The sequence below is a fragment of the Streptomyces solicamelliae genome, from assembly GCF_045348655.1.
In the GTDB taxonomy this organism is placed as follows: domain Bacteria; phylum Actinomycetota; class Actinomycetes; order Streptomycetales; family Streptomycetaceae; genus Streptomyces; species Streptomyces solicamelliae.
On record NZ_CP160404.1, the window covers coordinates 6,341,601 to 6,362,019 of the forward strand.

The window sequence follows — 20,419 nt, forward strand, 5'->3', positions numbered from 1 at the left end:
GGCGGCACCAGACCTCCAGAAGGGTGTTGTGTCATGTCCATCGGAGCACTTCCCCGTTGGCGGGGGGTGGGCGGCGGACTCGTCGCCGCCGCGCTCGCGCTCACCGGAACCGTCGCAATGACCGGCCGGCCCGCCTCGGCCGTAGCGAGCACCACCTATGTGGACTGTTCGCGATCTGCGGCGGGTGACGGCAGTCAGGCCGCGCCGTTCAACTCGATCGGCCAGGCGAACGGGAGGACGTACGCGCCTGGTGACACGCTCGCGTTCGCTTCCGGTACCACCTGCACCGGATCCCTCGCCCCCAAGGGCAGCGGCACCCCCACCGCCCCCATCACCCTCACCCGCTACGGCTCCGGAGCTCTGCCGGTGATCGACGGCGGCGGCGCGGCGAACGCGGTCTCGCTGACCGATCAGGACCACTGGCGGATCAGCGACCTCAAGCTGACGAACCCCGCCTCATCGCCGGCCCGCCGTACGGGTCTGCGGATCTCGGCCACCGACGGCACGGCGCACCGCGGCTTTGACGTCGGCAACCTCGTGATCGACCGTGTCGCGGGCCAGACGAACAAGAACAGCCCGACCACCGAGGACTTCGTCCAGTCCGCCGGCATCGTCACGGGCGCGAGCGGCACGAACTCGACCCTCAACGACATCCGTGTCCACCACAACCAGATCAGCAACACCGGAGGCGGCGGCCTGAAGATCCGCGTCGGGGCGATGGCGGTCAAGGGCTCCGGAGTCCTCATCGAGCACAACGTCATCAAGGACGTCGGCGGCGACGGCATCATCGCCAGCTACGCGAACGCGCCGATGATCCAGTACAACAACGCCTCCGGCGTCGGCAACGGCGTCTATCCGTTCTCCGGAGGAAACTTCGCCGGCATATGGGTGCTCGGCGACCACAACCCGACCATCCAGAAGAACGCCGTCTACGGCATCACACGCATGTCGGTTGCCGACAGCCAGGCGTTCGACTGCGACTGGGGGAACACCGGCACCTGCCTGATCCAGTACAACTTCAGCCGCGACAACATCGGCGGGTTCTTCCTCGACTGCGACGGCTGCGGCACCATCGGCGGCGCGAAGCAGATCATCCGCTTCAACATCTCCGAGAACGACTGCCGCATGAGCAGCAACAGCGCCGGCCGGTCCGCGCTGCACATGTACAACAACGTCGTCTACTGCACAGCCAAGAAGCTGAACATCACGCTGCCCGATCAGAGCGTGGTGGAGAACAACATCTGGGTGGGCACGGCCGATTCTCGGCTGCCCACGGGCACGGGTATCGGGTGGTGGTGGAACGTCTTCCAGGGCGTACCCCGGCCGACGGCCAACGGCATCGTGGGCGACCCGCAGTTCGTGAACCCGGGCACCGGCGGTGACACGATCCACGCCGTCGACGGCTACAAGCTGCGCTCGACGTCCCCGGGCCTGAACAACGGTTCCGTGATCAGCGGCAACGGGGGCCGGGACTACTGGGCGAACCCGGTGTCCGCGACGACGAAGCCGCACCGCGGCGCGTACAACGGGCCGGGCCTGTAGAGCGGCTGGACCACGGCAGCCGCCCCCGACTCGGGGGAGGCCGCCGTTCCCGTCGGGCTCCGTACGGGCGGGCGTGTACCTGATGGTCTCGTCGCCGCAGCGAGCCGCAGGTCGTTCAGCCCCTCGGCGTCATGTCGAGTGCCCGATGTGACGACAGCGGCCGCTCACCTCGGCGCCCCAGCACCACGCGCTCCGCGCCGCGTCCTCGCCCTGCGGCCGGTGATGCCGAGCGGGCCATCGAGAGAGCCACGTGATCGTGATCGTGCCGTTCCGGCCGGCCGGGGGCAAGGGGGGAACGTCAGGCCAGTCCGTTCCAGTCCCATCGGGGCGTGGGGCCCGGTTCTCCGACGTCGGTTCCGGCCGGATCTGCTGACACGTCACGGGCGATCCTGGTACCCCAGTCGAAGTACTCGATGACACGGCGCCGCAGCAGCTCGTCGGCCGGGAGTTCCTTTTCGACGGCCTTCGTCATCAGCTCCATCCAGCGCAGCCGCTGTTCCTCGGTGATCGACAGACCCAGGTGGGCGCGCAGCAGAGCGGGGTGGCCGCCGAGTTCGTCGGTGAACCGCGTCGGCCCGCCGAAGACTTCGGCGAGCCAGATAGCCACGTGTTCGGTATGGGTGGGGGTGAAGTGGGCGAAGACGGGCGCGAGCAGCGGATCCGTCAAGACGCTGTCGTAGAAGGTATTGCTCAGTCGGCGCAGGGCATCAAGACCGCCGATGGCCTCGATCAGGGGTCTCGTGTCACCCGTCATTCCGCCTCTTCCGTCGGTGCTGCCGCGGCAATCCAAGCGTGTTGTTTCATTCCACGGCGCCCTACCATTCAACCCCCCTCATCCGCCCGGCCGCGAGCATCAGATCGGCGAGCCTCCTCGGTCGGATCACCGCTTCCAGCTGGAACTGCACGGTTCCGCTTCGGGACCGGCCCCTGGCTTAGCCGATCCGGCACAACTGATGCTTGATCAGCACCCCGACGGCAACGTGATCAACAGCTTCTGTTAGAACCTTTGAGTGCCGCAGCGTCTTGGAGGCCGGGGTGAGTGGCACCCCCGGCTCTGATCGACAAGATGACCGCATGGACAGCGAACCTCTGCAGATCCCGCTTGATCAGCTCCGCCACGCCTTCGAGGTGGCACTGCGACACATCGAAGCGTCAGCCGGCAGCACGGTGGCGCTCGAACGCGACTACTTCTGGTCTGTTCCGGGCGACGAACTCTACGACGTCCCCAACGAACCGAGAACGATCACGATCGGGCAGCTGTCCGAGTCCTGGCAACACCTTGAAGACCTACTCGTCGACCCGGACCGAGCCGTGGGCCACCACCTGGTCTGGCTCGCCGATGTCCTCCGCGCGATCGGACAGGAGAACGTCCAGTAGCACCGGAGTCGCCAGGGGGAGCCCGCAGCATGACCGGCACCACGGAGGTACGTGGGGGGGCTGCGGTCGACGATGCAGCTCGAAGCGTCACGCGCCCGTTCTGCGTCTACGCCGTGCTCGCCAACTCGCTGTTCCAGCGAGGCGTCTTCGTCCTCTTCCTTCAGCAGCGAGGCTTCTCCGCCGGGCAAGTGGCTCTCCTTCAGACGCTGCTCTACCTGGTCAGCGGACTTGCGGAGTTGCCGACGGGAGTCATCGCCGACCGAATCGGCAGGCGTGCCGGCATGGTGATCGGTCAGGTGCTGATAGCTGGATGCCTGCTCGGTCAGGTGGCGTCCTCCCACTACGGGGTGTTCCTGGTGCTGTTCGTCGGGCAGGGCGTGGGGATGGCTCTTCGCCGTACCCCGGAGCCGGCCGGCCGGGCGCGGCCCCACACGGTGTGGCGTCCCGCTTCCGCACGGCATGCTCCGCAGGAGGGCTCGTACCGTCGTCGCTCCATCCTCGAAGCGCCGATCAGGTCCTGATCCTCACGTCGGGGCAGGGCCGCGTAGGCGTGATGCGACGCTGTCGAGGATGAGGTCGAGGCCGTACGTGAACTCGTCGCCGTAGGAGTAGTCCTGGTTCCTGACCTGCTCGGTGATCAGCTCGGTCAGGTGTGGGTAGGCCTCGGGGGAGTGCTGGTCCTGGATCTCGTCGACGAACTCCCCGACTCCCGCGTCGGTGTCGAAGGGCAGGTTCAGTTCGGTGAGTACGAAGCCGTAGACGTAGGCGTCGATCACGGAGAAGGTGTGCGCCGCCAGTGTCATCGGGAAGCCGTTGTGGCGCAGGCAGCCGAGCACGCTGTCGTGGTGTCGGAGCAGGGCCGGGCCCGGTGAACGGCGCGACTCGATGAGGCCGAGGGCCCAGGGGTGTCGTGCCAGGGCGGTGCGGGCCGACGTCGCGCGGTCGGTCATCGCCTGTCGCCATGGTCGGCCGGGTTCGGGCAGCTCGATGGTGGTGAAGATCCAGTTCGCCAGGGCGTCCAGCAGGGCGTCCTTGCCGGCCAGGTGGTGGTAGAGCGACATCGCCTCGACGCCGAGCTCCTTGCCGACGTTGCGCATGCTCACCTGGGCGAGACCGCCGCGGTCGGCCACCTGTACCGCGGCGTCGACGATGCGGTCGTGGCTGAGCGCGGGACGCCGGGGCATGACGGAACCTCTCGAATCGGGCTTGGTGATGCCTTGCTGCTTTACACCCGTAAGGCTACCGTGGCAGCCAGGCTTACACCCGTAAGGAGTGGGCATGCAGGCAGCAGTCGTCGAGAGGTACGGCGCGCCCGACGTCGTACGCGTCAGAGAGGTTCCGCGGCCCGCGCCACGTGGTGGCGAGGTGCTGGTGCGGGTCAAAGCGGTGGCGGTCACCTCGGCCGACTCGCGCATCCGTGGGGCCCGGTTCCCCTCCGGGTTCGGGGTGTTCGCCCGGCTGGCGTTCGGCGTCTTCCGCCCGCGACGAACCGTCCTGGGCAGCTCCTTCTCCGGTGAGGTCGTGGCCGTCGGCGCGGGCGTCCTGGACTTCGCCCCGGGGGACGAGGTGTGCGGCATGACCGGAGTGAGGATGGGCGCCCATGCCGAGTACGTCGCGGTCGCGGCGAACAAGCTCGCGGGGAAGCCGTCCGCGGTGAGCCACGAGGATGCGGCAGGGCTGTTGTTCGGAGGCTCGACAGCGCTGTACTTCCTGCGGGACAAGGCGTCGGTCGGCCCCGGCATGACGGTGTGCGTCAACGGTGCGTCGGGCGCGATCGGCACGAACGCCGTCCAGTTGGCGAAGCACTTCGGCGCGACGGTCACCGGCGTGACCAGCACGGCCAACGCCGGCCTGGTGGCCGACCTGGGGGCAGCGCGGGTCATCGACTACACCCAGGACGACCTGGCCGGCATCGCCGACCGGTTCGACGTGGTGCTGGACGTCGTCGGCAACCTCTCGATCGCGTCGGGTCGGCGCCTGCTGAGCCCCACAGGGGTGTTGCTGCTGGCCGTCGCCGGCCTGGGCGACACCGTTCGCGCCCGCGGCAATGTCGTCGCGGGCCCCGCACCCGAACGCGTCGAGGATTTCGAGTTCCTGCTGCGACTGGCTGTCGAGGGCGCGATCACCGTGGTGATCGACCGGACCTATCCCCTGTGCGACATCGCCGAAGCGCATCGGCGGGTCGACCGTGGCCGTAAGGTCGGCAACGTCGTCGTGCGTCCGTAGTCCTCGGGGTGCACGGTGCCACGCCGGGAAATCTTCATCCTTCGTGCCGTAGTCACGCACGCCCGGACCCGGTCACCATGGCCGCACGCACCGCACCACCGTGCACCGCAACGAAGCACCGCACCCTTCCCGTCCGGAGGCGAGCGTGGACGCAGCAGCGCAGGAACGGTCCGAACACCAGCAGCGGCTCGACGACTTGTACCGCGACCCCTACCCCCTCTACGCCCGCGCCCGCCGGGCCGAGGGACTGACCTTCGTCCCCGAACTCGACGCCTGGCTCGTCGCCCGCGACGCCGACGTGCGCGAGGTCCTGCTCCGGTCGGACGACTTCTCGTCCGAACAGGCCCTGCGGCCCGACGTCATGCCCGCGCCCGCCGCCTTCGGCGTCCTCGCCGGCGGCTTCGCCAAGCGTCCCACCGTCGTCTCCACCGACGGCCCCGCGCACCGCCGCCACCGCGCCCCGCTCAACAGCGGGCTCTCCGCCGCCCGCGTCACCGCCCTGCGGCCGTACGCCGCCGAGCGGGCCGCCGCCCTCCTCGACGGCTTCGCCGCCGACGGCCGCACCGAGCTGATGGCCTCGTACGCCCGCCGGCTCCCCGGCGCGGTGATCGGCCGGCTCATCGGCTTCGACCCGGCGGACGTCCCGGCCGCCGTGCACGGCGGCCACCAAGCCGAGCAGCTCCTCTTCCGCCCGCTCGACGAGGCCGCCCAGCTCGCCGCCGCCGAGGACGTCGTCACCCTGCAGCACTTACTCGACCGGTACGCCCGCGCCCGCCGCGCCGAGCCCCGCGACGACCTCTGCTCCGCGATGGTCGCCGCCCTCGCCCCCGGCGACGGCGAGCTCACCGACGACCAGCGCGCCGAACTCGTCTCCAACCTCCAGAACCTCCTCATCGCCGGCCACCTCACCACCACCGCCCTGATCGGCAACACCTTCCACCACCTGCTCCGCGACGACCGGAAGCAGTGGGAGCTGCTCTGTGCCCGGCCCGAGCTGATACCCGGGGCGGTGGAGGAGGCCGCCCGCTTCGACACCGCCGTCCAGGGGTTCCGCCGTACGACCACCCGCCCGGTCACCGTCGCCGGCACCGAACTGCCCGCCGGGGCAACGGTGTTCGTGGCGTATGGCTCCGCCAACCGTGACGAGGGGCGGCACGACGATCCCGACGTCTTCGACATCACCCGCCCGCCGGCCCGGCACGTCGCCTTCGGGTACGGCGCGCACGGCTGCCCCGGCTCCCAGCTGGCCCGCGGCCAACTCCGCCTGACTCTCGAGCTGTTCACCCGTCGGCTGCCGGGGCTGCGGCTCGCGAAGGACCACGCGGTCGAGATGCGACCGACGATGATCCACCGCTCGCCCCTGGCCCTCCATCTCACCTGGTGAAACACGCGGCGGCGGACCGCCCCGGGCGTATCCTGCGCCCATGCGTGTCGCACTCTTCGTCACCTGCGTCAACGACGCCCTGTATCCCGCCACGGGGGTGGCCACCGTCCGCATCCTGGAACGGCTGGGGGTCGATGTCGACTTCCCGGCCGCCCAGACCTGCTGCGGCCAGCCGCAGTTCAACACGGGGTACCGCAAGGAGGCGGCGCCGCTCGCCCGGCGCCTCGCCGAGGCGTTCCGCGGGTACGAGCACGTGGTCACCCCCTCCGGTTCCTGCGCCGCCATGGTCCGCGCCCACTACGCCGGCTTCGGCCCCGAGGCGGCCGCGCTCGCGCCCCGCGTCCACGAGCTGACCGAGTTCCTGGTGGACGTCCTCGGGGTGACCGACGTCGGAGCGTCCTTCCCGCACACCGTCACGTACCACCCCTCCTGCCACGGACTGCGCCTGCTCGGCCTCGGCGACCGGCCGCGCCGGCTGCTCGAGGCGGTCAAGGGCCTGGAACTGGTCGAACTGCCCGGCGCGGAGGAGTGCTGCGGCTTCGGCGGAACGTTCGCCGTGAAGAATCCGGACGTGTCCGCGGCCATGGGCCGCGACAAGATCGCCCACGCCGCCGACACCGGGGCGGAGGTGCTCTGCGGAGCCGACAACTCTTGCCTCATGCACCTCGACGGCATCCTGCGCCGCGCGGACACCCCGCTGCGCACCCTGCACCTGGCGGAGATCCTGGCGAGCACGGAGACGGAGCCCTGGCAGTGAGCGGAACCTTCCTCGGCATGCCCGCCTTCCCCGTCGCGGCGAAGACCGCCGTCGGCGACGCGACCCTCCGCGCCAACCTCAGGCACGCCACCCACACCATCAGGGACAAGCGCGCCGCCGCTGTCGCCGAACTCGCCGACTGGGACCGCCTCCGCGAGGCGGGAAAGCAGATCAAGGACCACACCCTCCGCCATCTCGACCGCTATCTGGTCCAGTTGGAGGAGGCGGTCGTCGCGGCGGGCGGCACCGTCCACTGGGCGGCGGACGCCGACGAGGCGAACCGCATCGTCACCGACCTCGTCCGGGCGACCGGCGAGACCGAGGTGGTCAAGGTCAAGTCGATGGCCACCCAGGAGATCGGCCTCAACGAGGCCCTGGAAGCCGCCGGCATCGCCGCGTACGAGACCGATCTCGCGGAGCTCATCGTCCAGTTGGGCCACGACCGCCCGTCCCACATCCTCGTCCCCGCCATCCACCGCAACCGCGGCGAGATCCGGGACGTCTTCCGGGCCGAGATGGGGGAGTGGGGCCGCCCCGCCCCCGACGGCCTCACCGACACGCCCGCCGACCTCGCCGAGGCGGCCCGGCTGCACCTGCGGGAGAAGTTCCTGCGCGCCAAGGTCGCCGTCTCCGGCGCGAACTTCATGGTGGCCGAGACCGGCACCCTCGTCGTCCTGGAGTCGGAGGGCAACGGCCGGATGTGCCTGACGCTCCCGGAGACCCTGATCTCCGTCGTGGGACTGGAGAAGGTGGTGCCCACCTGGCGGGACCTGGAGGTCTTCCTCCAGACCCTCCCGCGCTCCTCGACAGCCGAGCGGATGAACCCGTACACCACGATGTGGACGGGCACGACGGCAGGCGACGGCCCGAAGGACTTCCACCTCGTCCTCCTCGACAACGGCCGCACCGCCACCCTCGCCGACGAGGTCGGCCGCCAGGCCCTGCGCTGCATCCGCTGCTCGGCCTGCCTGAACGTCTGCCCGGTGTACGAGCGGGCCGGCGGCCACGCGTACGGCTCGGTCTACCCGGGTCCGATCGGCGCGATCCTCACCCCGCAACTCCGGGGCACAGAAAGCGACATCGACGCGTCACTCCCGTACGCCTCCTCGCTGTGCGGCGCGTGTTACGAGGTCTGCCCGGTGGCCATCGACATCCCCGAGGTCCTGGTGCACCTGCGCGAACGCGTCGCGGAGCAGGGCGGCCACCGCCTGGAGCGCGCCGCGATGAAGGCGGCGGGCGCGGTCCTCGGCAGCCCCCGGGCCCTCGCCGCCGCCGAACGGCTGGCGACGAGCACTCGCCGCCTCCACCCCAAGCGCCTGCCGGGGGCGTCGGCGTGGACGGAGAGCAGGGAGCTGCCGGAGGTACCGGAGGAGTCGTTCCGCGACTGGTGGAAGAGGAACCGCACGTGAGCACCCGAGACGCCATCCTGGCCCGGATCCGCGAGGCCGTGGCCGACGCGCCGCCGGCCGAGAGCCCCCACCGCGCGTACCTGTCCACGCACACACCCGACGACGACCCGCAGGCCCTCGTCGACCTCCTCCACCGCAACCTGGCGGAGTACCGTGCGCTGGTGCACCGCACGGACGGTGCGGGGATCGCCGACCTGCTGATGCGCCTGCTCGCCGAGCGCGGTTCCCGTACGGTCCTGGTCCCGCCGGCCCTCCCGCCGGAGTGGCTGGCGGCGGCCGACCCGACCCGGATCCACGACCGGGCGGGCAGCACCCCCGCGGAACTGGACGCCGTCGACAGCGTGGTCACCGGCTGCGCGCTGGCGATCGCCGAGACGGGGACGCTCGTCCTCGACGGAGCACCGGACCAGGGCCGCCGCCGCATCACCCTGATCCCGGACCACCACATCTGCGTCGTCCGGGTCCCGTCCCAGCTCGTCGCGTCGGTCCCGCAGGCCCTCCCGAGGCTCGACCCCGGACGCCCGCTGACCTGGATCTCCGGCCCCTCGGCGACGAGCGACATCGAACTCGACCGCGTGGAGGGCGTACACGGCCCCCGCACCCTGGAAGTGGTCCTCCTCCAGGAGCCCTAGCGCGCCTCAACCGCGGGTCGCCGACGGCCGCCTCAACCGCGGGTCGTCGTCGGCCGCCTCAACCGCGGAGCCTCGGCGGCCGCATCGACCGCCGGGCCGTCCGCAGCCACCCGTTCCGCCAACTCCCGTGCCCACACGACGAGTCCGGGCAGATCGATGCCGTACGGACCGGTCTCCGGCCAACCGGAGACCCGCGCCGCTCCCCGCCGCAGCAGCCGGGCCCCGCCGGTCGTGTTCCCCCGCGCCGCATGGGTGAGCCCCACGGCGAGCTGCGCCAGCCCCTGCCAGAGGTCGCGCTCGCCGGCGGGCCCGGTCTTCCAGGCGTCCTCGAAGACCTCGTGCGCGTGGAACGGCATCCCCGCGTCGAGCAGCCGCTGCGCCTCCCGCACGGTCTCCTCGGGCGTCCGCGCCACCCCCTCGGGCTGTCGTGCGACGCCCTCGGCCCCGTACGGCAACGGCCGCCCCAGCCCGTCCCGGGGCCGCGCGCTGCGCGCCCGCCCCTCCGCATCCCGGTCCCGCCGCCCACCCGCCGACTCTTCACTCACGCCCCCATTGTCCCCCTGCACCCCTGCGACGTGCCGCAACGCGAAGTGCGGTAATGTTCTCCTGCACGCCGCCGCCGGGAACCCCGGCGACTACGGGCACCGGGACGTGGCGCAGCTTGGTAGCGCACTTGACTGGGGGTCAAGGGGTCGCAGGTTCAAATCCTGTCGTCCCGACTGTGCGGAAACGCAGGTCGGAGGCCGTTCTCTCGTCCATGAGAGGGCGGCCTGTCGTGCGTCCGGGGACGTGATGGTCGCGGGCCCGAACCGGGCCTGGTTCGCCAGGGTGCTGGTGGCGGGCCGTCGGCACTCCGCCAACGGCCACCTCAGCCCCGACGACCACGAACCCCGACACCACGCGGCTGAGCTCACGTTCGCCGCGTGATGAACGATGCCTGTCCACCATCACGGGGGAAGGCCCGAGGGTCTGGTCGCACAACCCGATGACTTACGTCTCGTCGCTACCGTCTCTCGTTGCCACGACGAGGCGTCCTGCCGCCACCCACGGGCCGCCGGCACCGACCCGGCAAACCGCACCTCGGAAACGGTCGGATCGCAGAGCCCGATCTCGAAGCGCCGTGCGGCCCATCACCTACGGCTCGGCTGATGGCTCCGACTATGGCGTAGCGAAGAACGCTCAGCCGCTCGGCACGGGCGCACGTTCCTGGGCGGGGCTCGGCGCTCGCGACACGCCGAATCCGACAGCGCGCACAGCCAGTGCGACGACAACTGGCCATCCGCGGACAACGACAACCCGCCATTCACGTGCCGCATCACCCGCGGTGCGTGTCCTCGTAGTTGAGTGGACCGCCGTGACCCGGCTGGCTTCCGTGTCTGTCTCTCTGTGAACCGATGCGCGGACGCAGCTTGTACGGGACCTCGGCCACGCCCTCGCTCCACAGCCGCACCCCGGACCGCGTCAGTGTCCAGCCGCTGTCCTCTCAGGGCAAGGCCGGCCCGCGCCGTCGGCTCGGTGGCCGCCGGGTTCCGTCCCGGTGCCGGTCCCGGCCCGTGCGGTGCGCCGGATCGTGCCCGGCCTTCGTGAGGTCGTGACGATGCGTGAGCCGATGAAGCTCCTCCTGTGACGAGTACAGGCATGGGGGCGACGCTGCGGACCCGCCCGCGTCCAGGAGGTGCCCGGCGCCGGGCGAAGTCGCCCGTCTGCGGAGCCTGTCGAGGGCGGGATCCCAGGACCCCGGCACCGTGATCCCCCGCCAATCGGTCGGACGCCCGCCTCGAACGGGTGAGGTGCGGGCTCCGTCGTGCTTCTCCCCGGCCCGCGGTGCCCGAGGATCGCAGGCGGTCGGTGGGACCGCGAGTTCCCCGGGCCGCACCGTCCGCCGCGATCCGGAAGGGCCGCCCATGCGCATCCTGCTCATCGCCAGCAGCTTCAACAGCCTCACCCAGCGTGTCCTGGTCGAGCTGCGCGACCGAGGGCACACCGTTCCCGTGGAGGTCACCCCCGACGGGGAAGCCGTGCGTGAGGCCGTGGCGCGCCACGCGCCCGACCTGGTCGTCGCACCCATGCTGAAGGCCGTCGTACCCCGGGACGTGTGGACGGCGCATCGCTGCCTCATCGTGCACCCCGGGCCCGTGGGCGACCGGGGGCCGACCTCGCTGGACCACGCGATCCACGAGGGGGCCGACGAGTGGGGCGTCACCGTCCTCCAGGCAGACGAGGAGATGGACGCGGGCGACGTCTGGGCCTCCGCCGCCTTCCGCGTCCCGGAGGTCGGCAAGAGCGATCTGTACCGCAACGAGCTGTCCGACGCCGCCGTCGCCGCCGTGCTCCTCGCCGTCGAGCGGGTCGCCGCCGGGGTGACACCGGCTCAGCAGACCGGCGAGATCCGCGCCCGTCCCGCTCTCCGCCAGGAGGCGCGCCGCATCTTGTGGCGCGAGGCCACCACCGAGACCGTTCTGCGCACCCTGCGGGCCGCCGACTCCCAGCCCGGCGTACGCGACCGGCTGCTCGGCGCCGAGTGGTTCCTGCACGGCGGTCACGCGGAGGACCGGCTGCGCGGAAGGCCCGGCGAACTGCTCGCCACCCGGGCGGGCGCGATCTGTCGCGCCACGGTGGACGGCGCGGTGTGGATCCCCGAGCTCCGCGCTCGCACCGGGCCGGGCCGGCCCCGTGCCTGCAAGCTTCCCGCCACCCTGGCTCTCGCGGGCCGACTGCCGGAGCTCCCCGAACTCCCGGCACCCGTACGGACCGGACAGCGGGCGGAGCCCGGTAGGCGTACCTGGTCCGACATCCGGTACCGCGAGCAGGGACCGGTCGGCGTCCTGTCGTTCACGTTCCCCGGCGGGGCGATGAGCACCGACCAGTGCCGCCGCCTGCTGGGCGCGTACGAGACCGCCCGTAGGCGCCCCACATCCGTCCTGGTGCTGGGCGGACAGCGCGACTTCTTCTCCAACGGCATCCATCTGCATGTCATCGAGGCCGCCGCCGACCCGGCGGCCGAGTCCTGGGCCAACATCAACGCCATGAACGACCTGGTCGAGGCGGTCCTCACCACGACCGACCGGCTCGTCGTCAGCGCGATCGGGGGCAGCGCCGCCGCCGGAGGGGTGATGCTCGCCCTGGCGGCCGACGAGGTGTGGTGCCGGTCCGGTTCGGTGCTCAATCCGCACTACCGGCGCATGGGCTTGTACGGATCGGAGTACTGGACCCGTACCCTGCCCGGGAAGGTGGGTCCGGCCCTGGCCGCTCGGCTCACCGAGGAGGCCCGGCCGGTGTCCGCGGCAGCCTCGCTCGACATGGGTCTGATCGACCAGGTCGTCCACTGCGGGCCCGGGGGGTTCGCCGCCGAGGTCACCCGGTTGGCCCTCCGCCTGGCATCCCGTGACCTCCAGCCACGCATCGCGGCGAAGAAGGCGGAGCACGAGCGCCGGGAGTCCGTCGCTCCCCTCGCCACCCACCGCGCGCAGGAGCTCTCCAGGATGCGGCGGATCTTCGACGATCCCGCCGCGAGCTACCACGCACTGCGCCGGTCCTTCGTCCGGAAGGAGGCTTCCCGAGCGGTGTCCCCGGACGGCCCGGGTGCGGGCGTGGCCGGAACGGCCGACTGTTAATCAAGACCTAGGTCTGAAATGAGACCTTTGCCCCACCCTTCCTCGGGAGGCGACTGATGAGCGCAGTAGATCCGGCCCCGGTCCAGGACCAGGACGCCGCACCCGGAAGCGAAGAGAAGCCGATCCACATCCTCTGGATCAACGCCGGTCTGAGCTGCGACGGCGACTCGGTGGCCCTGACCGCCGCCATGCAGCCCAGCATCGAGGAGATCGCCCTCGCGGGGCTGCCGGGACTGCCCAGGATCGCGGTCCACTGGCCGCTGATCGACTTCGAGTGCGGCCCGGTGGGCGGTGCCGACACGTTCATCGAGTGGTTCTTCAAGGGGGAGCGGGGCGAGATCGACCCGTTCGTTCTGGTCGTCGAGGGATCCATCCCGAACGAGGCCATCAAGCAGGAGGGCTACTGGAGCGGCTTCGGCGACGACCCGGAGACAGGCCAGCCCATCACCACCAGCGAGTGGATCGACCGGCTGGCGCCCAAGGCGCTCGCCGTGGTCGCGATCGGCACGTGCGCCACGTACGGCGGCATCCACGCCATGGCCGGGAACCCGACCGGAGCAATGGGTCTCCCGGACTACCTGGGTTGGGACTGGAAGTCGCATGCCGGCATCCCCATCGTGTGCGTGCCCGGCTGCCCCATCCAGCCGGACAACTTCGCGGAGACACTGACCTATCTGCTCTACCAGGCGGTCGGCTCCGCTCCCATGATCCCGCTGGACGACAAGCTCCGTCCGACCTGGCTCTTCGGGGCGACCGTGCACGAAGGCTGCGACCGCGCCGGCTACTACGAGCAGGGCCAGTTCGCCTCGACGTACGACTCGCCCAAGTGCCTGGTCAAGCTGGGTTGCTGGGGACCGGTCGTCAAGTGCAACGTCCCCAAGCGCGGCTGGATCAACGGCGTCGGAGGCTGTCCGAACGTCGGCGGCATCTGCATCGCGTGCACCATGCCCGGATTCCCGGACAAGTTCATGCCGTTCATGGACGAACCTCCCGGCGCCAGGGTCTCGGTATCTGCCAGCGGCGTGTACGGCTCGGTGATCCGCCGGCTCCGGGGCATGACGGCCAGGACCGTCGACAAGGAGCCGAAGTGGCGGCACACCGGAGAGCGGGTCACCACCGGCTACCGCCCGCCCTGGTGACCGCCACCTGATCTCCCGCATCCCGTTCAGACCCCCCGACCAACTCCACTGTTCGCGAAGTCGAAGAGCTCACGAAGGGCACCACAACGACCATGGCACCTCCGACGAAGACGACGGGTGACGGCTCCGGACTGGTGGAGATGGCGTGGGATCCCATCACCCGGATCGTGGGCAGTCTCGGCATCCACACCAAGATCGATTTCAAGCAGAAGCGCGTCGCGGAGTGCTACAGCACGTCCTCCGTCTTCCGCGGCTACAGCGTCTTCATGCGGGGCAAGGACCCCCGCGACGCGCACTTCATCACCAGCCGCATCTGCGGCATCTGCGGTGACAACCACGCCACCTGCTCCGTGTACGCGCAGAACATGGCGTACGGCGTGAAGCCGCCGCACCTCGGCGAGTGGATCATCAACCTCGGCGAGTCCGCCGAGTACATGTTCGACCACAACATCTTCCAGGAGAACCTGGTCGGGGTCGACTACTGCGAGAAGATGGTCCGCGAGACGAACCCCGGGGTCCTTGAACTCGCCGAGCGCACCGAAGCCCCGCACGCCGCCGAGCACGGCTACCGCACGATCGCCGACATCATGCGCTCGCTCAACCCCCTTGAAGGAGAGTTCTACCGGGAGGCGCTGCAGGTCAGCCGCTACACCCGGGAGATGTTCTGCCTGATGGAGGGACGCCACGTCCACCCCTCCACGCTCTACCCCGGCGGCGTCGGCACCATCGCCTCGGTCCAGCTCTTCACCGACTACATGAGCCGGCTCATGCGGTACGTGGAGTTCATGAAGCGCGTCGTCCCGCTCCACGACGACCTCTTCGACTTCTTCTACGAGGCGCTGCCCGGCTACGAGGAGGTAGGCCGTCGGCGCGTGCTGCTCGGCTGCTGGGGCGCCCTCAACGACCCCGAGCACTGCGACTTCACCTACGCCAACATGACCGACTGGGGACGGAAGATGTTCGTCACCCCGGGCGTCGTCGTCGACGGCAAGCTGGTGACCAACGACCTCACCGAGATCAACCTCGGCATCCGCATCCTGCTCGGCAGCTCGTACTACGAGGACTGGCAGGGACAGGAGCAGTTCGTCACCCACGACCCGCTGGGCAACCCGGTCGACCCGCGCCATCCGTGGAACCAGCACACCATCCCGGCCCCGCAGAAGCGGAACTTCGACGACAAGTACAGCTGGGTCATGTCCCCGCGCTGGTTCGACGGCAAGGACCACCTGGCACTGGACACCGGCGGCGGTCCCATCGCGCGCCTGTGGTCCACCGCCCTCTCCGGCCTCGTCGACATCGGCTACATCAAGGCCACCGGACACAGCGTCGTCATCAACCTCCCCCGGACCATGACCAAGCCGGAGACCACCTTCGAGTGGAAGATCCCGAAGTGGAGCAACGCCCTGGAGCGCAACCGCGCCCGGACCTACTTCCAGGCGTACGCGGCCGCCGTCGCCCTGCACTGCGCCGAGAAGGGCCTGGAGGAGGTCCGCGCCGGACGTACGCAGACGTGGGAGAAGTTCGACGTGCCGGACGAGTCGATCGGTGTCGGCTTCACCGAGGCCGTACGGGGCGTCCTCTCGCATCACATGGTCATCAGGGACGGCAAGATCGCCAACTACCACCCATACCCGCCGACGCCGTGGAACGCCTCCACGAGGGACACGTTCGGAACCCCTGGTCCGTACGAGGACGCGGTGCAGAACACCCCGATCTTCGAGGAGAACCCCCCCGAGAACTTCAAGGGCATCGACATCATGCGCGCCGTGCGCAGCTTCGACCCCTGTCTGCCGTGCGGCGTCCACATGTACACGGGCAACGGCCGGACTGTGAAGCAGATGCACGTGCCCACCGGCCTGAGCGGCCTGGCCGGATGAGCGCGGCGACCGCCGAACAGGCGGGCCGACGGGTCGAGGAGGTCCTGGACCGGCTGGCAGAGAGCGGCGACGCCGCGGCCTGCTCGGCGGCGGAGGAAGTCGTACGCGTCCTGATGGAGTTCTACGGCAGCGGCATCGCCCGCGTCGTCGAGCTTCTCGGGCGCCCCGCCGCCCGGCCGCCCGCCGACCCGATGGGCCCGCTGCTCGCGGACGCACTGGTCGCCAGCCTCCTCAACCTGCACGGACTGCACCCCGAGGACGCTCCGACCCGTATCGACCGCGCCCTGTCCGCCCTGCCACAGCCCGTGGAGAACGCCGGATTCGACCCGGCGACAGGCGTGCTACGGCTGCGGGCCACCGCCTCGGCCGGCTGCGGCTGCTCCGGCACCCGGGAGTCCGCCCGGCAGGCGGCCGTGGACGCCCTCGCCTGCTTCGCCCCCGAGGTGACGGGCGTGGAGCTGGAGAGCGGCGGTCCCCGCGAACCGGCGCTGCTCCAGATCGGCACCCGTCCGTCGCTCGCGGGCGCGGACGGCCGCTCATCGGCCGCCTCGTGAGCGGGCCGCCGAACAGCACCGTGCAGCCCCCGGCCCGGCCGGGACCCACGGGCCTGCGCCGGTTCACCGCCCCCCGCCCGCCTCGCGAGGAGCGCTGCGAACTGTGCGGCGCCCCGCTGGCGGCCGAGGAGCGTCACCCGCATCTCGTCGACACGGACAAGCGGGCCCTGGTCTGCGCCTGTGGTCCGTGCGCGCAACTCATGGACCGCTCCGCCGCCTCCCCGGGGCGGTTCCGGACGGTCCCCGGCCGCTTCCTGAGCGACCCGGGCCACCGGATCGACGACCGGGCGTGGGAGTCGCTGAGGATCCCGGTCTCCGTGGCCTTCTTCTTCCGCAACTCCGCACTCGACCGGCCGGTCGCGCTCTACCCGAGCCCCGCCGGCGCCACCGAGAGCGAACCCGACGAAGAGGCCTGGCAGTGCGTCCTCGGCGCCACGCGGCTCGCCACCCACCTCGAACCCGACGTGGAGGCCCTGCTGCTGCGCCGCCACGAGGGCCGCACCGAATGCTTCCTCGTGCCGATCGACCTCTGCTACGAGCTGGTGGGCCGCATGCGACTGCGCTGGCAGGGCTTCGACGGAGGCGCGGAGGCGCGCGCGGACCTCGACGCCCTTTTCGCCCGTGTCCGTGGTCTGGCCCGGGAGTCGCAGGGGGGCCGGCAGTGACCGAGTTCTCCTTCGGCTGCACCGACGTCCGTGCCGACGCCTACGCGGCCGGACCCACGCTCGTGTTCCGGCTGCGGATCACCGCGACCGGCGGTACCCGGGTTCACGCCATGGCCCTGCGCTGCCAGATCCGGATCGAACCGGCCCGGCGCGGCTACGACGACCACGAGGCCGCGGCCCTGGGCGATCTGTTCGGCGAACGCTCCAGGTGGGGCAGCAGTCTGAACCCGGTCCAGTTCGCCCAGGCCTCCGTCATGGTGCCCGGCTTCACCGGCGAGATCGAGACCGACCTCGCCGTGCCGTGCACCTACGACACCGACATCGCCGCGTCCCGCTACTTCCGGGCGCTCTCCGACGGCGACGTCCCACTGCTCCTGCTCTTCTCCGGCACCGCCTTCACCGGTGCCGGCGGCTTCCACGTCGAGCCCGTTCCCTGGGACAAGGAGGTCTCCCACCGCATGCCCGTGAAGGTGTGGAGGGAGATGATCGACCAGCACTTCCCCGGCTGCGGATGGATCCGGCTCCCCGGTGACGCGATGGACGCCCTGCTCGCGTACCGCTCGCGCCGGGCCCTCCCGTCGTGGGAGGCCACCGTCGAGTCCCTGCTCGAAGAGGCGGGGGAGAGGACACGATGACCACGGTCGACTTCACCCCCGGCACCGAGGCGCGGTTCGCCGTCGCCCGGCACGTCGCCGACGCCGTCCTCTTCGAGGGGTACGTCCTCTATCCGTACCGGGCGTCCGCCGCGAAGAACCGGCTCCGCTGGCAGTTCGGGGTCCTGGTGCCGCCCTCCTGGAGCGCCGCCGCCGAGGAGCACGACTTCCAGCTCACCGAGTGCCTCATGGAGCCCCGGACCGGCGCCGAACTCGCCGTGGAGGTCCGCTTCCTGCGCGCCCAGCGGCGTACGGTCGAAGGACTCCGCGAGGACGGGACCTTCGCGCCGACCGGCGAACTCCGCCTGGCCGACCGGGTCCTGGTGGCCTGGGACGAGGGCGTCGAGGAACGCGTCACCCTCGTCGTCCCCGTCGGCGACCTGCAAGGCGACGGCATCGCCCTGCCCTTCGCCCGGCCCGCCGCCGAAGAGGCGGAGGAGGTCGCCGACCCGGACGGACGCGTCCTCGGCCGGCTCGTTCGCCGCCGCGAGGAGATCAGCGGCGCCGTGCGGATCTCGGCAGCCGAACTCGACGGCCCGTACCGTGTCGAGCGCCTCTCGGTCACGGTGGAGAACACCAGCGCCTGGGCAGCCGAGCGGGACACCGACCGCCACGCGGCGCTGCCGTACTCCCTCGTCGCCACCCACACCCTGCTCCGCATCGACGGAGGCTCGTTCCTGTCGATGACCGATCCGCCGGAGTGGGCCAGGGGCGCCGTCGCGGCCTGCCGCAACCTGCACACCTGGCCCGTCCTGGCCGGCGAACCCGGCCGTGCCGACCTGATGCTCTCCTCGCCGATCATCCTCGAGGACCACCCGGCCATCGCGCCCGAGAGCCCGGGGGCCCTCTACGACGCGACCGAGATCGACGAGATCCTCGCCCTGCGCACGGCGGCCCTCACCGACGAGGAGAAGCGCGAGGCCAGGGGAACCGATGCCCGCGCCGCGGCGGTGATCGAGCTGGCGGACACCATGCCGCCCGAGGTCCTCGAGCGTCTGCACGGAGCGGTACGGAGCCTCCAGAGCGTCACCGGGCCACCGAAGCCGGCCGGCGACATCCTCGAACCGGAGACGCCGTGGTGGGACCCAGGCGGGGACACCGGCGTCGATCCGGGCAACGACCACGTCCTCGTCGACGGACGCGCGGTCCGCGCGGGCAGCAGGGTCGTCCTGCGCCCACGGCTGCGCCGCACGGACGCACAGGACCTCTTCCTCGACGGGCGCAGCGCGCTGGTCGAGGCGGTCCTCCACGACGTCGACGGCGGGGTCCACATCGCGGTGACCGTGGAGGACGACCCCGGCGCCGACATCCGCCGCGAACAGGGCCGGTTCCTCTACTTCCAGCCCGACGAGGTCGAAGCCCTGGAGGACGTGTGAACGGCCCCGCGCCCGAACCCCGGGCGCGCCGCACCCTCGTGGCCGGGGTGGGCAACATCTTCCTCTCCGACGACGGCTTCGGCGTGGAGACCCTGCGGCGGCTCACCCGGGAGGATCTCCCCGCCTCCGTCGAGCTCGTCGACGTCGGGGTCCGGGGCGTCCACCTCGCCTACGAACTCCTCGACGGCTGGGACACCCTCGTCCTCGTCGACGTCACCTCTCGCGGCGGAGAACCGGGGACGCTCCATCTGATCGACGCCTCGGCGCCCGGCGACCGCGCCTCCGGTAAGGAGCCCGCGCCGCTCGACGGCCATCGGATGACCCCCGACGCCGTCCTCGCCCTGCTCGACACCCTGTGCGCGGGGACCGGCGCCGCGCCGCCACGGCGGATCCTCGTCGTCGGCTGCGAACCGGCCTGCCTCGACGAGGGCATCGGGCTCAGCCCGCAGGTCGCCGCCGCCGTGCCCGAGGCGGTGCGCATGGTGACCGAACTGGTCCGCCAGGAAGCCGCCGTATGAACACCGAAACGGAGAGCACCATGTCCAAGAACGTCGTCGGCACCGCCGCCGCAGTCACCACAGCCCTGGCCGTCGTGGCCGTTGTCGTGGGAGTCCTCCCCGACCTCCGGCGCTACCTGCGCATCACCAGGATGTGACCCCCCACGGTGTCCACGGCGTGACGTGCCTCGGCCCGTCGCGCGAGCGGCTGCACCGAACGGACGACACCGCCGTGCGGTCCCGGCGCGCCGGGCGGAGCCCCGTGGCCGCCCGTCCTCTAATGGCGCCCGAGGCCCACCCCCGCGCACAGGACGGAGACCGATGCACGAGATGTCCCTCGCGGTCGCCGTCGTCGACCAGGTCGAGAACGCGGCGAGGTCCCGCGGGGCCACCGGCGTCCGCAGCATCGAGCTGGACGTGGGCGAGCTGGCCGGCGTCGTCGCCGACGCCCTCGCCTTCTGCTTCGAACTCGCCTGCGCCGGAACCGTCGTCGAGGGTGCCGAGCTGATCACCCGTACCGTCCCGGGCACCGCGCGCTGCGAACCGTGCGCCGAGGTCTGGGCGGTCGGCATGCCGCCGCGACTCCTCTGCCCCCGCTGCGGGGCCGCAGCCGACGAACTCGTCTCCGGCCGGGAACTCCGGATCCGGGAGGTTTGCTGGGCCGACCCCGAGACGGCACGCGAAGAACATCGCCAACCGATCACCGAGGAGAGCTGA

Annotated in this window: 21 protein-coding genes and 1 tRNA gene; 19 read left to right on the forward strand and 3 right to left on the reverse strand. The window is 71.0% G+C overall.

Annotated elements, in window-relative coordinates:
* The first annotated feature begins 33 nt into the window (after positions 1 to 33).
* On the forward strand, positions 34 to 1,542 hold the full coding sequence (locus tag ABZO31_RS29250) for a right-handed parallel beta-helix repeat-containing protein (RefSeq protein WP_406864315.1): 1,509 nt from the start codon (positions 34 to 36) through the stop codon (positions 1,540 to 1,542).
* A 298-nt stretch (positions 1,543 to 1,840) separates the two neighbouring features.
* Here the strand turns inward: ABZO31_RS29250 and ABZO31_RS29255 are convergent, their stop codons facing one another.
* Positions 1,841 to 2,296 carry a group II truncated hemoglobin gene (locus ABZO31_RS29255; protein WP_406864316.1) on the reverse strand — a complete coding sequence of 152 codons (456 nt, stop codon included), beginning with the start codon at positions 2,294 to 2,296 and terminating at the stop codon, positions 1,841 to 1,843.
* Positions 2,297 to 2,616: 320 nt separating this feature from the next.
* On the opposite strand from ABZO31_RS29255, the gene ABZO31_RS29260 reads away from it, so the two are divergent.
* Both ABZO31_RS29260 and ABZO31_RS29265 read left to right on the forward strand, forming a co-directional pair.
* The gene (locus tag ABZO31_RS29260; RefSeq protein ID WP_406864317.1) at positions 2,617 to 2,919 is read left to right on the forward strand and encodes a hypothetical protein; all 303 of its coding nucleotides are present in this window, start codon (positions 2,617 to 2,619) and stop codon (positions 2,917 to 2,919) included.
* Between the two features lie 29 nt (positions 2,920 to 2,948).
* Positions 2,949 to 3,440, forward strand: a complete 492-nt coding sequence (locus ABZO31_RS29265; RefSeq protein WP_406864318.1) for an MFS transporter — start codon at positions 2,949 to 2,951, stop codon at positions 3,438 to 3,440.
* 3 nt (positions 3,441 to 3,443) lie between these two features.
* On the opposite strand, the gene ABZO31_RS29270 is transcribed toward ABZO31_RS29265, so the two are convergent.
* The gene (locus ABZO31_RS29270; RefSeq protein ID WP_406864319.1) at positions 3,444 to 4,103 is read right to left on the reverse strand and encodes a TetR/AcrR family transcriptional regulator; all 660 of its coding nucleotides are present in this window, start codon (positions 4,101 to 4,103) and stop codon (positions 3,444 to 3,446) included.
* A gap of 94 nt (positions 4,104 to 4,197) precedes the next feature.
* Here ABZO31_RS29270 and ABZO31_RS29275 point away from each other — a divergent pair, with 94 nt between their 5' ends.
* From ABZO31_RS29275 to ABZO31_RS29295, 5 genes are all read left to right on the forward strand, one after another.
* A complete protein-coding gene (locus tag ABZO31_RS29275) occupies positions 4,198 to 5,145 on the forward strand; it encodes an NAD(P)-dependent alcohol dehydrogenase (protein WP_406864320.1) in 948 nt (315 codons plus the stop codon).
* 145 nt (positions 5,146 to 5,290) lie between these two features.
* On the forward strand, positions 5,291 to 6,529 hold the full coding sequence (locus tag ABZO31_RS29280) for a cytochrome P450 (protein ID WP_406864321.1): 1,239 nt from the start codon (positions 5,291 to 5,293) through the stop codon (positions 6,527 to 6,529).
* Between the two features lie 40 nt (positions 6,530 to 6,569).
* The gene (locus tag ABZO31_RS29285) at positions 6,570 to 7,286 is read left to right on the forward strand and encodes a (Fe-S)-binding protein (RefSeq protein ID WP_406864322.1); all 717 of its coding nucleotides are present in this window, start codon (positions 6,570 to 6,572) and stop codon (positions 7,284 to 7,286) included.
* On the forward strand, positions 7,283 to 8,695 hold the full coding sequence (locus ABZO31_RS29290) for a lactate utilization protein B (protein WP_406864323.1): 1,413 nt from the start codon (positions 7,283 to 7,285) through the stop codon (positions 8,693 to 8,695). Before ABZO31_RS29285 ends, ABZO31_RS29290 begins: the two co-directional genes overlap by 4 nt.
* Positions 8,692 to 9,327 (forward strand): LutC/YkgG family protein, encoded by a 636-nt coding sequence (locus ABZO31_RS29295; protein WP_406864324.1) that lies wholly within the window; start codon positions 8,692 to 8,694, stop codon positions 9,325 to 9,327. Before ABZO31_RS29290 ends, ABZO31_RS29295 begins: the two co-directional genes overlap by 4 nt.
* A gap of 32 nt (positions 9,328 to 9,359) precedes the next feature.
* Here the strand turns inward: ABZO31_RS29295 and ABZO31_RS29300 are convergent, their stop codons facing one another.
* Positions 9,360 to 9,872: a DUF309 domain-containing protein gene (locus tag ABZO31_RS29300; RefSeq protein ID WP_406864325.1), complete on the reverse strand. Its 513-nt coding sequence runs from the start codon at positions 9,870 to 9,872 to the stop codon at positions 9,360 to 9,362.
* A 100-nt stretch (positions 9,873 to 9,972) separates the two neighbouring features.
* On the opposite strand from ABZO31_RS29300, the gene ABZO31_RS29305 reads away from it, so the two are divergent.
* From ABZO31_RS29305 to ABZO31_RS29355, 11 genes are all read left to right on the forward strand, one after another.
* Positions 9,973 to 10,046 (forward strand) — tRNA-Pro (locus tag ABZO31_RS29305).
* A 1,185-nt stretch (positions 10,047 to 11,231) separates the two neighbouring features.
* Positions 11,232 to 12,941 carry a hydrogenase maturation protein gene (locus ABZO31_RS29310; RefSeq protein ID WP_406864326.1) on the forward strand — a complete coding sequence of 570 codons (1,710 nt, stop codon included), beginning with the start codon at positions 11,232 to 11,234 and terminating at the stop codon, positions 12,939 to 12,941.
* Positions 12,942 to 12,997: 56 nt separating this feature from the next.
* The gene (locus ABZO31_RS29315; RefSeq protein WP_406864327.1) at positions 12,998 to 14,080 is read left to right on the forward strand and encodes a hydrogenase expression protein HypE; all 1,083 of its coding nucleotides are present in this window, start codon (positions 12,998 to 13,000) and stop codon (positions 14,078 to 14,080) included.
* 92 nt (positions 14,081 to 14,172) lie between these two features.
* Positions 14,173 to 15,957: a nickel-dependent hydrogenase large subunit gene (locus tag ABZO31_RS29320; RefSeq protein ID WP_406864328.1), complete on the forward strand. Its 1,785-nt coding sequence runs from the start codon at positions 14,173 to 14,175 to the stop codon at positions 15,955 to 15,957.
* Positions 15,954 to 16,511 (forward strand): hypothetical protein, encoded by a 558-nt coding sequence (locus ABZO31_RS29325; protein ID WP_406864329.1) that lies wholly within the window; start codon positions 15,954 to 15,956, stop codon positions 16,509 to 16,511. Before ABZO31_RS29320 ends, ABZO31_RS29325 begins: the two co-directional genes overlap by 4 nt.
* Positions 16,508 to 17,176 (forward strand): DUF5947 family protein, encoded by a 669-nt coding sequence (locus ABZO31_RS29330; protein ID WP_406864330.1) that lies wholly within the window; start codon positions 16,508 to 16,510, stop codon positions 17,174 to 17,176. The genes ABZO31_RS29325 and ABZO31_RS29330 overlap by 4 nt, the downstream gene beginning before the upstream one ends.
* Entirely contained in the window at positions 17,173 to 17,811 is a 639-nt protein-coding gene (locus tag ABZO31_RS29335) for a DUF6084 family protein (protein ID WP_406864331.1), read from the forward strand. The genes ABZO31_RS29330 and ABZO31_RS29335 overlap by 4 nt, the downstream gene beginning before the upstream one ends.
* Positions 17,808 to 19,205 carry a hypothetical protein gene (locus ABZO31_RS29340; RefSeq protein WP_406864332.1) on the forward strand — a complete coding sequence of 466 codons (1,398 nt, stop codon included), beginning with the start codon at positions 17,808 to 17,810 and terminating at the stop codon, positions 19,203 to 19,205. Before ABZO31_RS29335 ends, ABZO31_RS29340 begins: the two co-directional genes overlap by 4 nt.
* On the forward strand, positions 19,202 to 19,723 hold the full coding sequence (locus tag ABZO31_RS29345; protein ID WP_406864333.1) for a hydrogenase maturation protease: 522 nt from the start codon (positions 19,202 to 19,204) through the stop codon (positions 19,721 to 19,723). Before ABZO31_RS29340 ends, ABZO31_RS29345 begins: the two co-directional genes overlap by 4 nt.
* A complete protein-coding gene (locus ABZO31_RS29350; RefSeq protein WP_393649807.1) occupies positions 19,720 to 19,860 on the forward strand; it encodes a DUF6893 family small protein in 141 nt (46 codons plus the stop codon). The genes ABZO31_RS29345 and ABZO31_RS29350 overlap by 4 nt, the downstream gene beginning before the upstream one ends.
* Positions 19,861 to 20,023: 163 nt before the next feature.
* Complete coding sequence (locus ABZO31_RS29355) at positions 20,024 to 20,419, forward strand: hydrogenase maturation nickel metallochaperone HypA (protein ID WP_406864334.1); 396 nt, start codon at positions 20,024 to 20,026, stop codon at positions 20,417 to 20,419.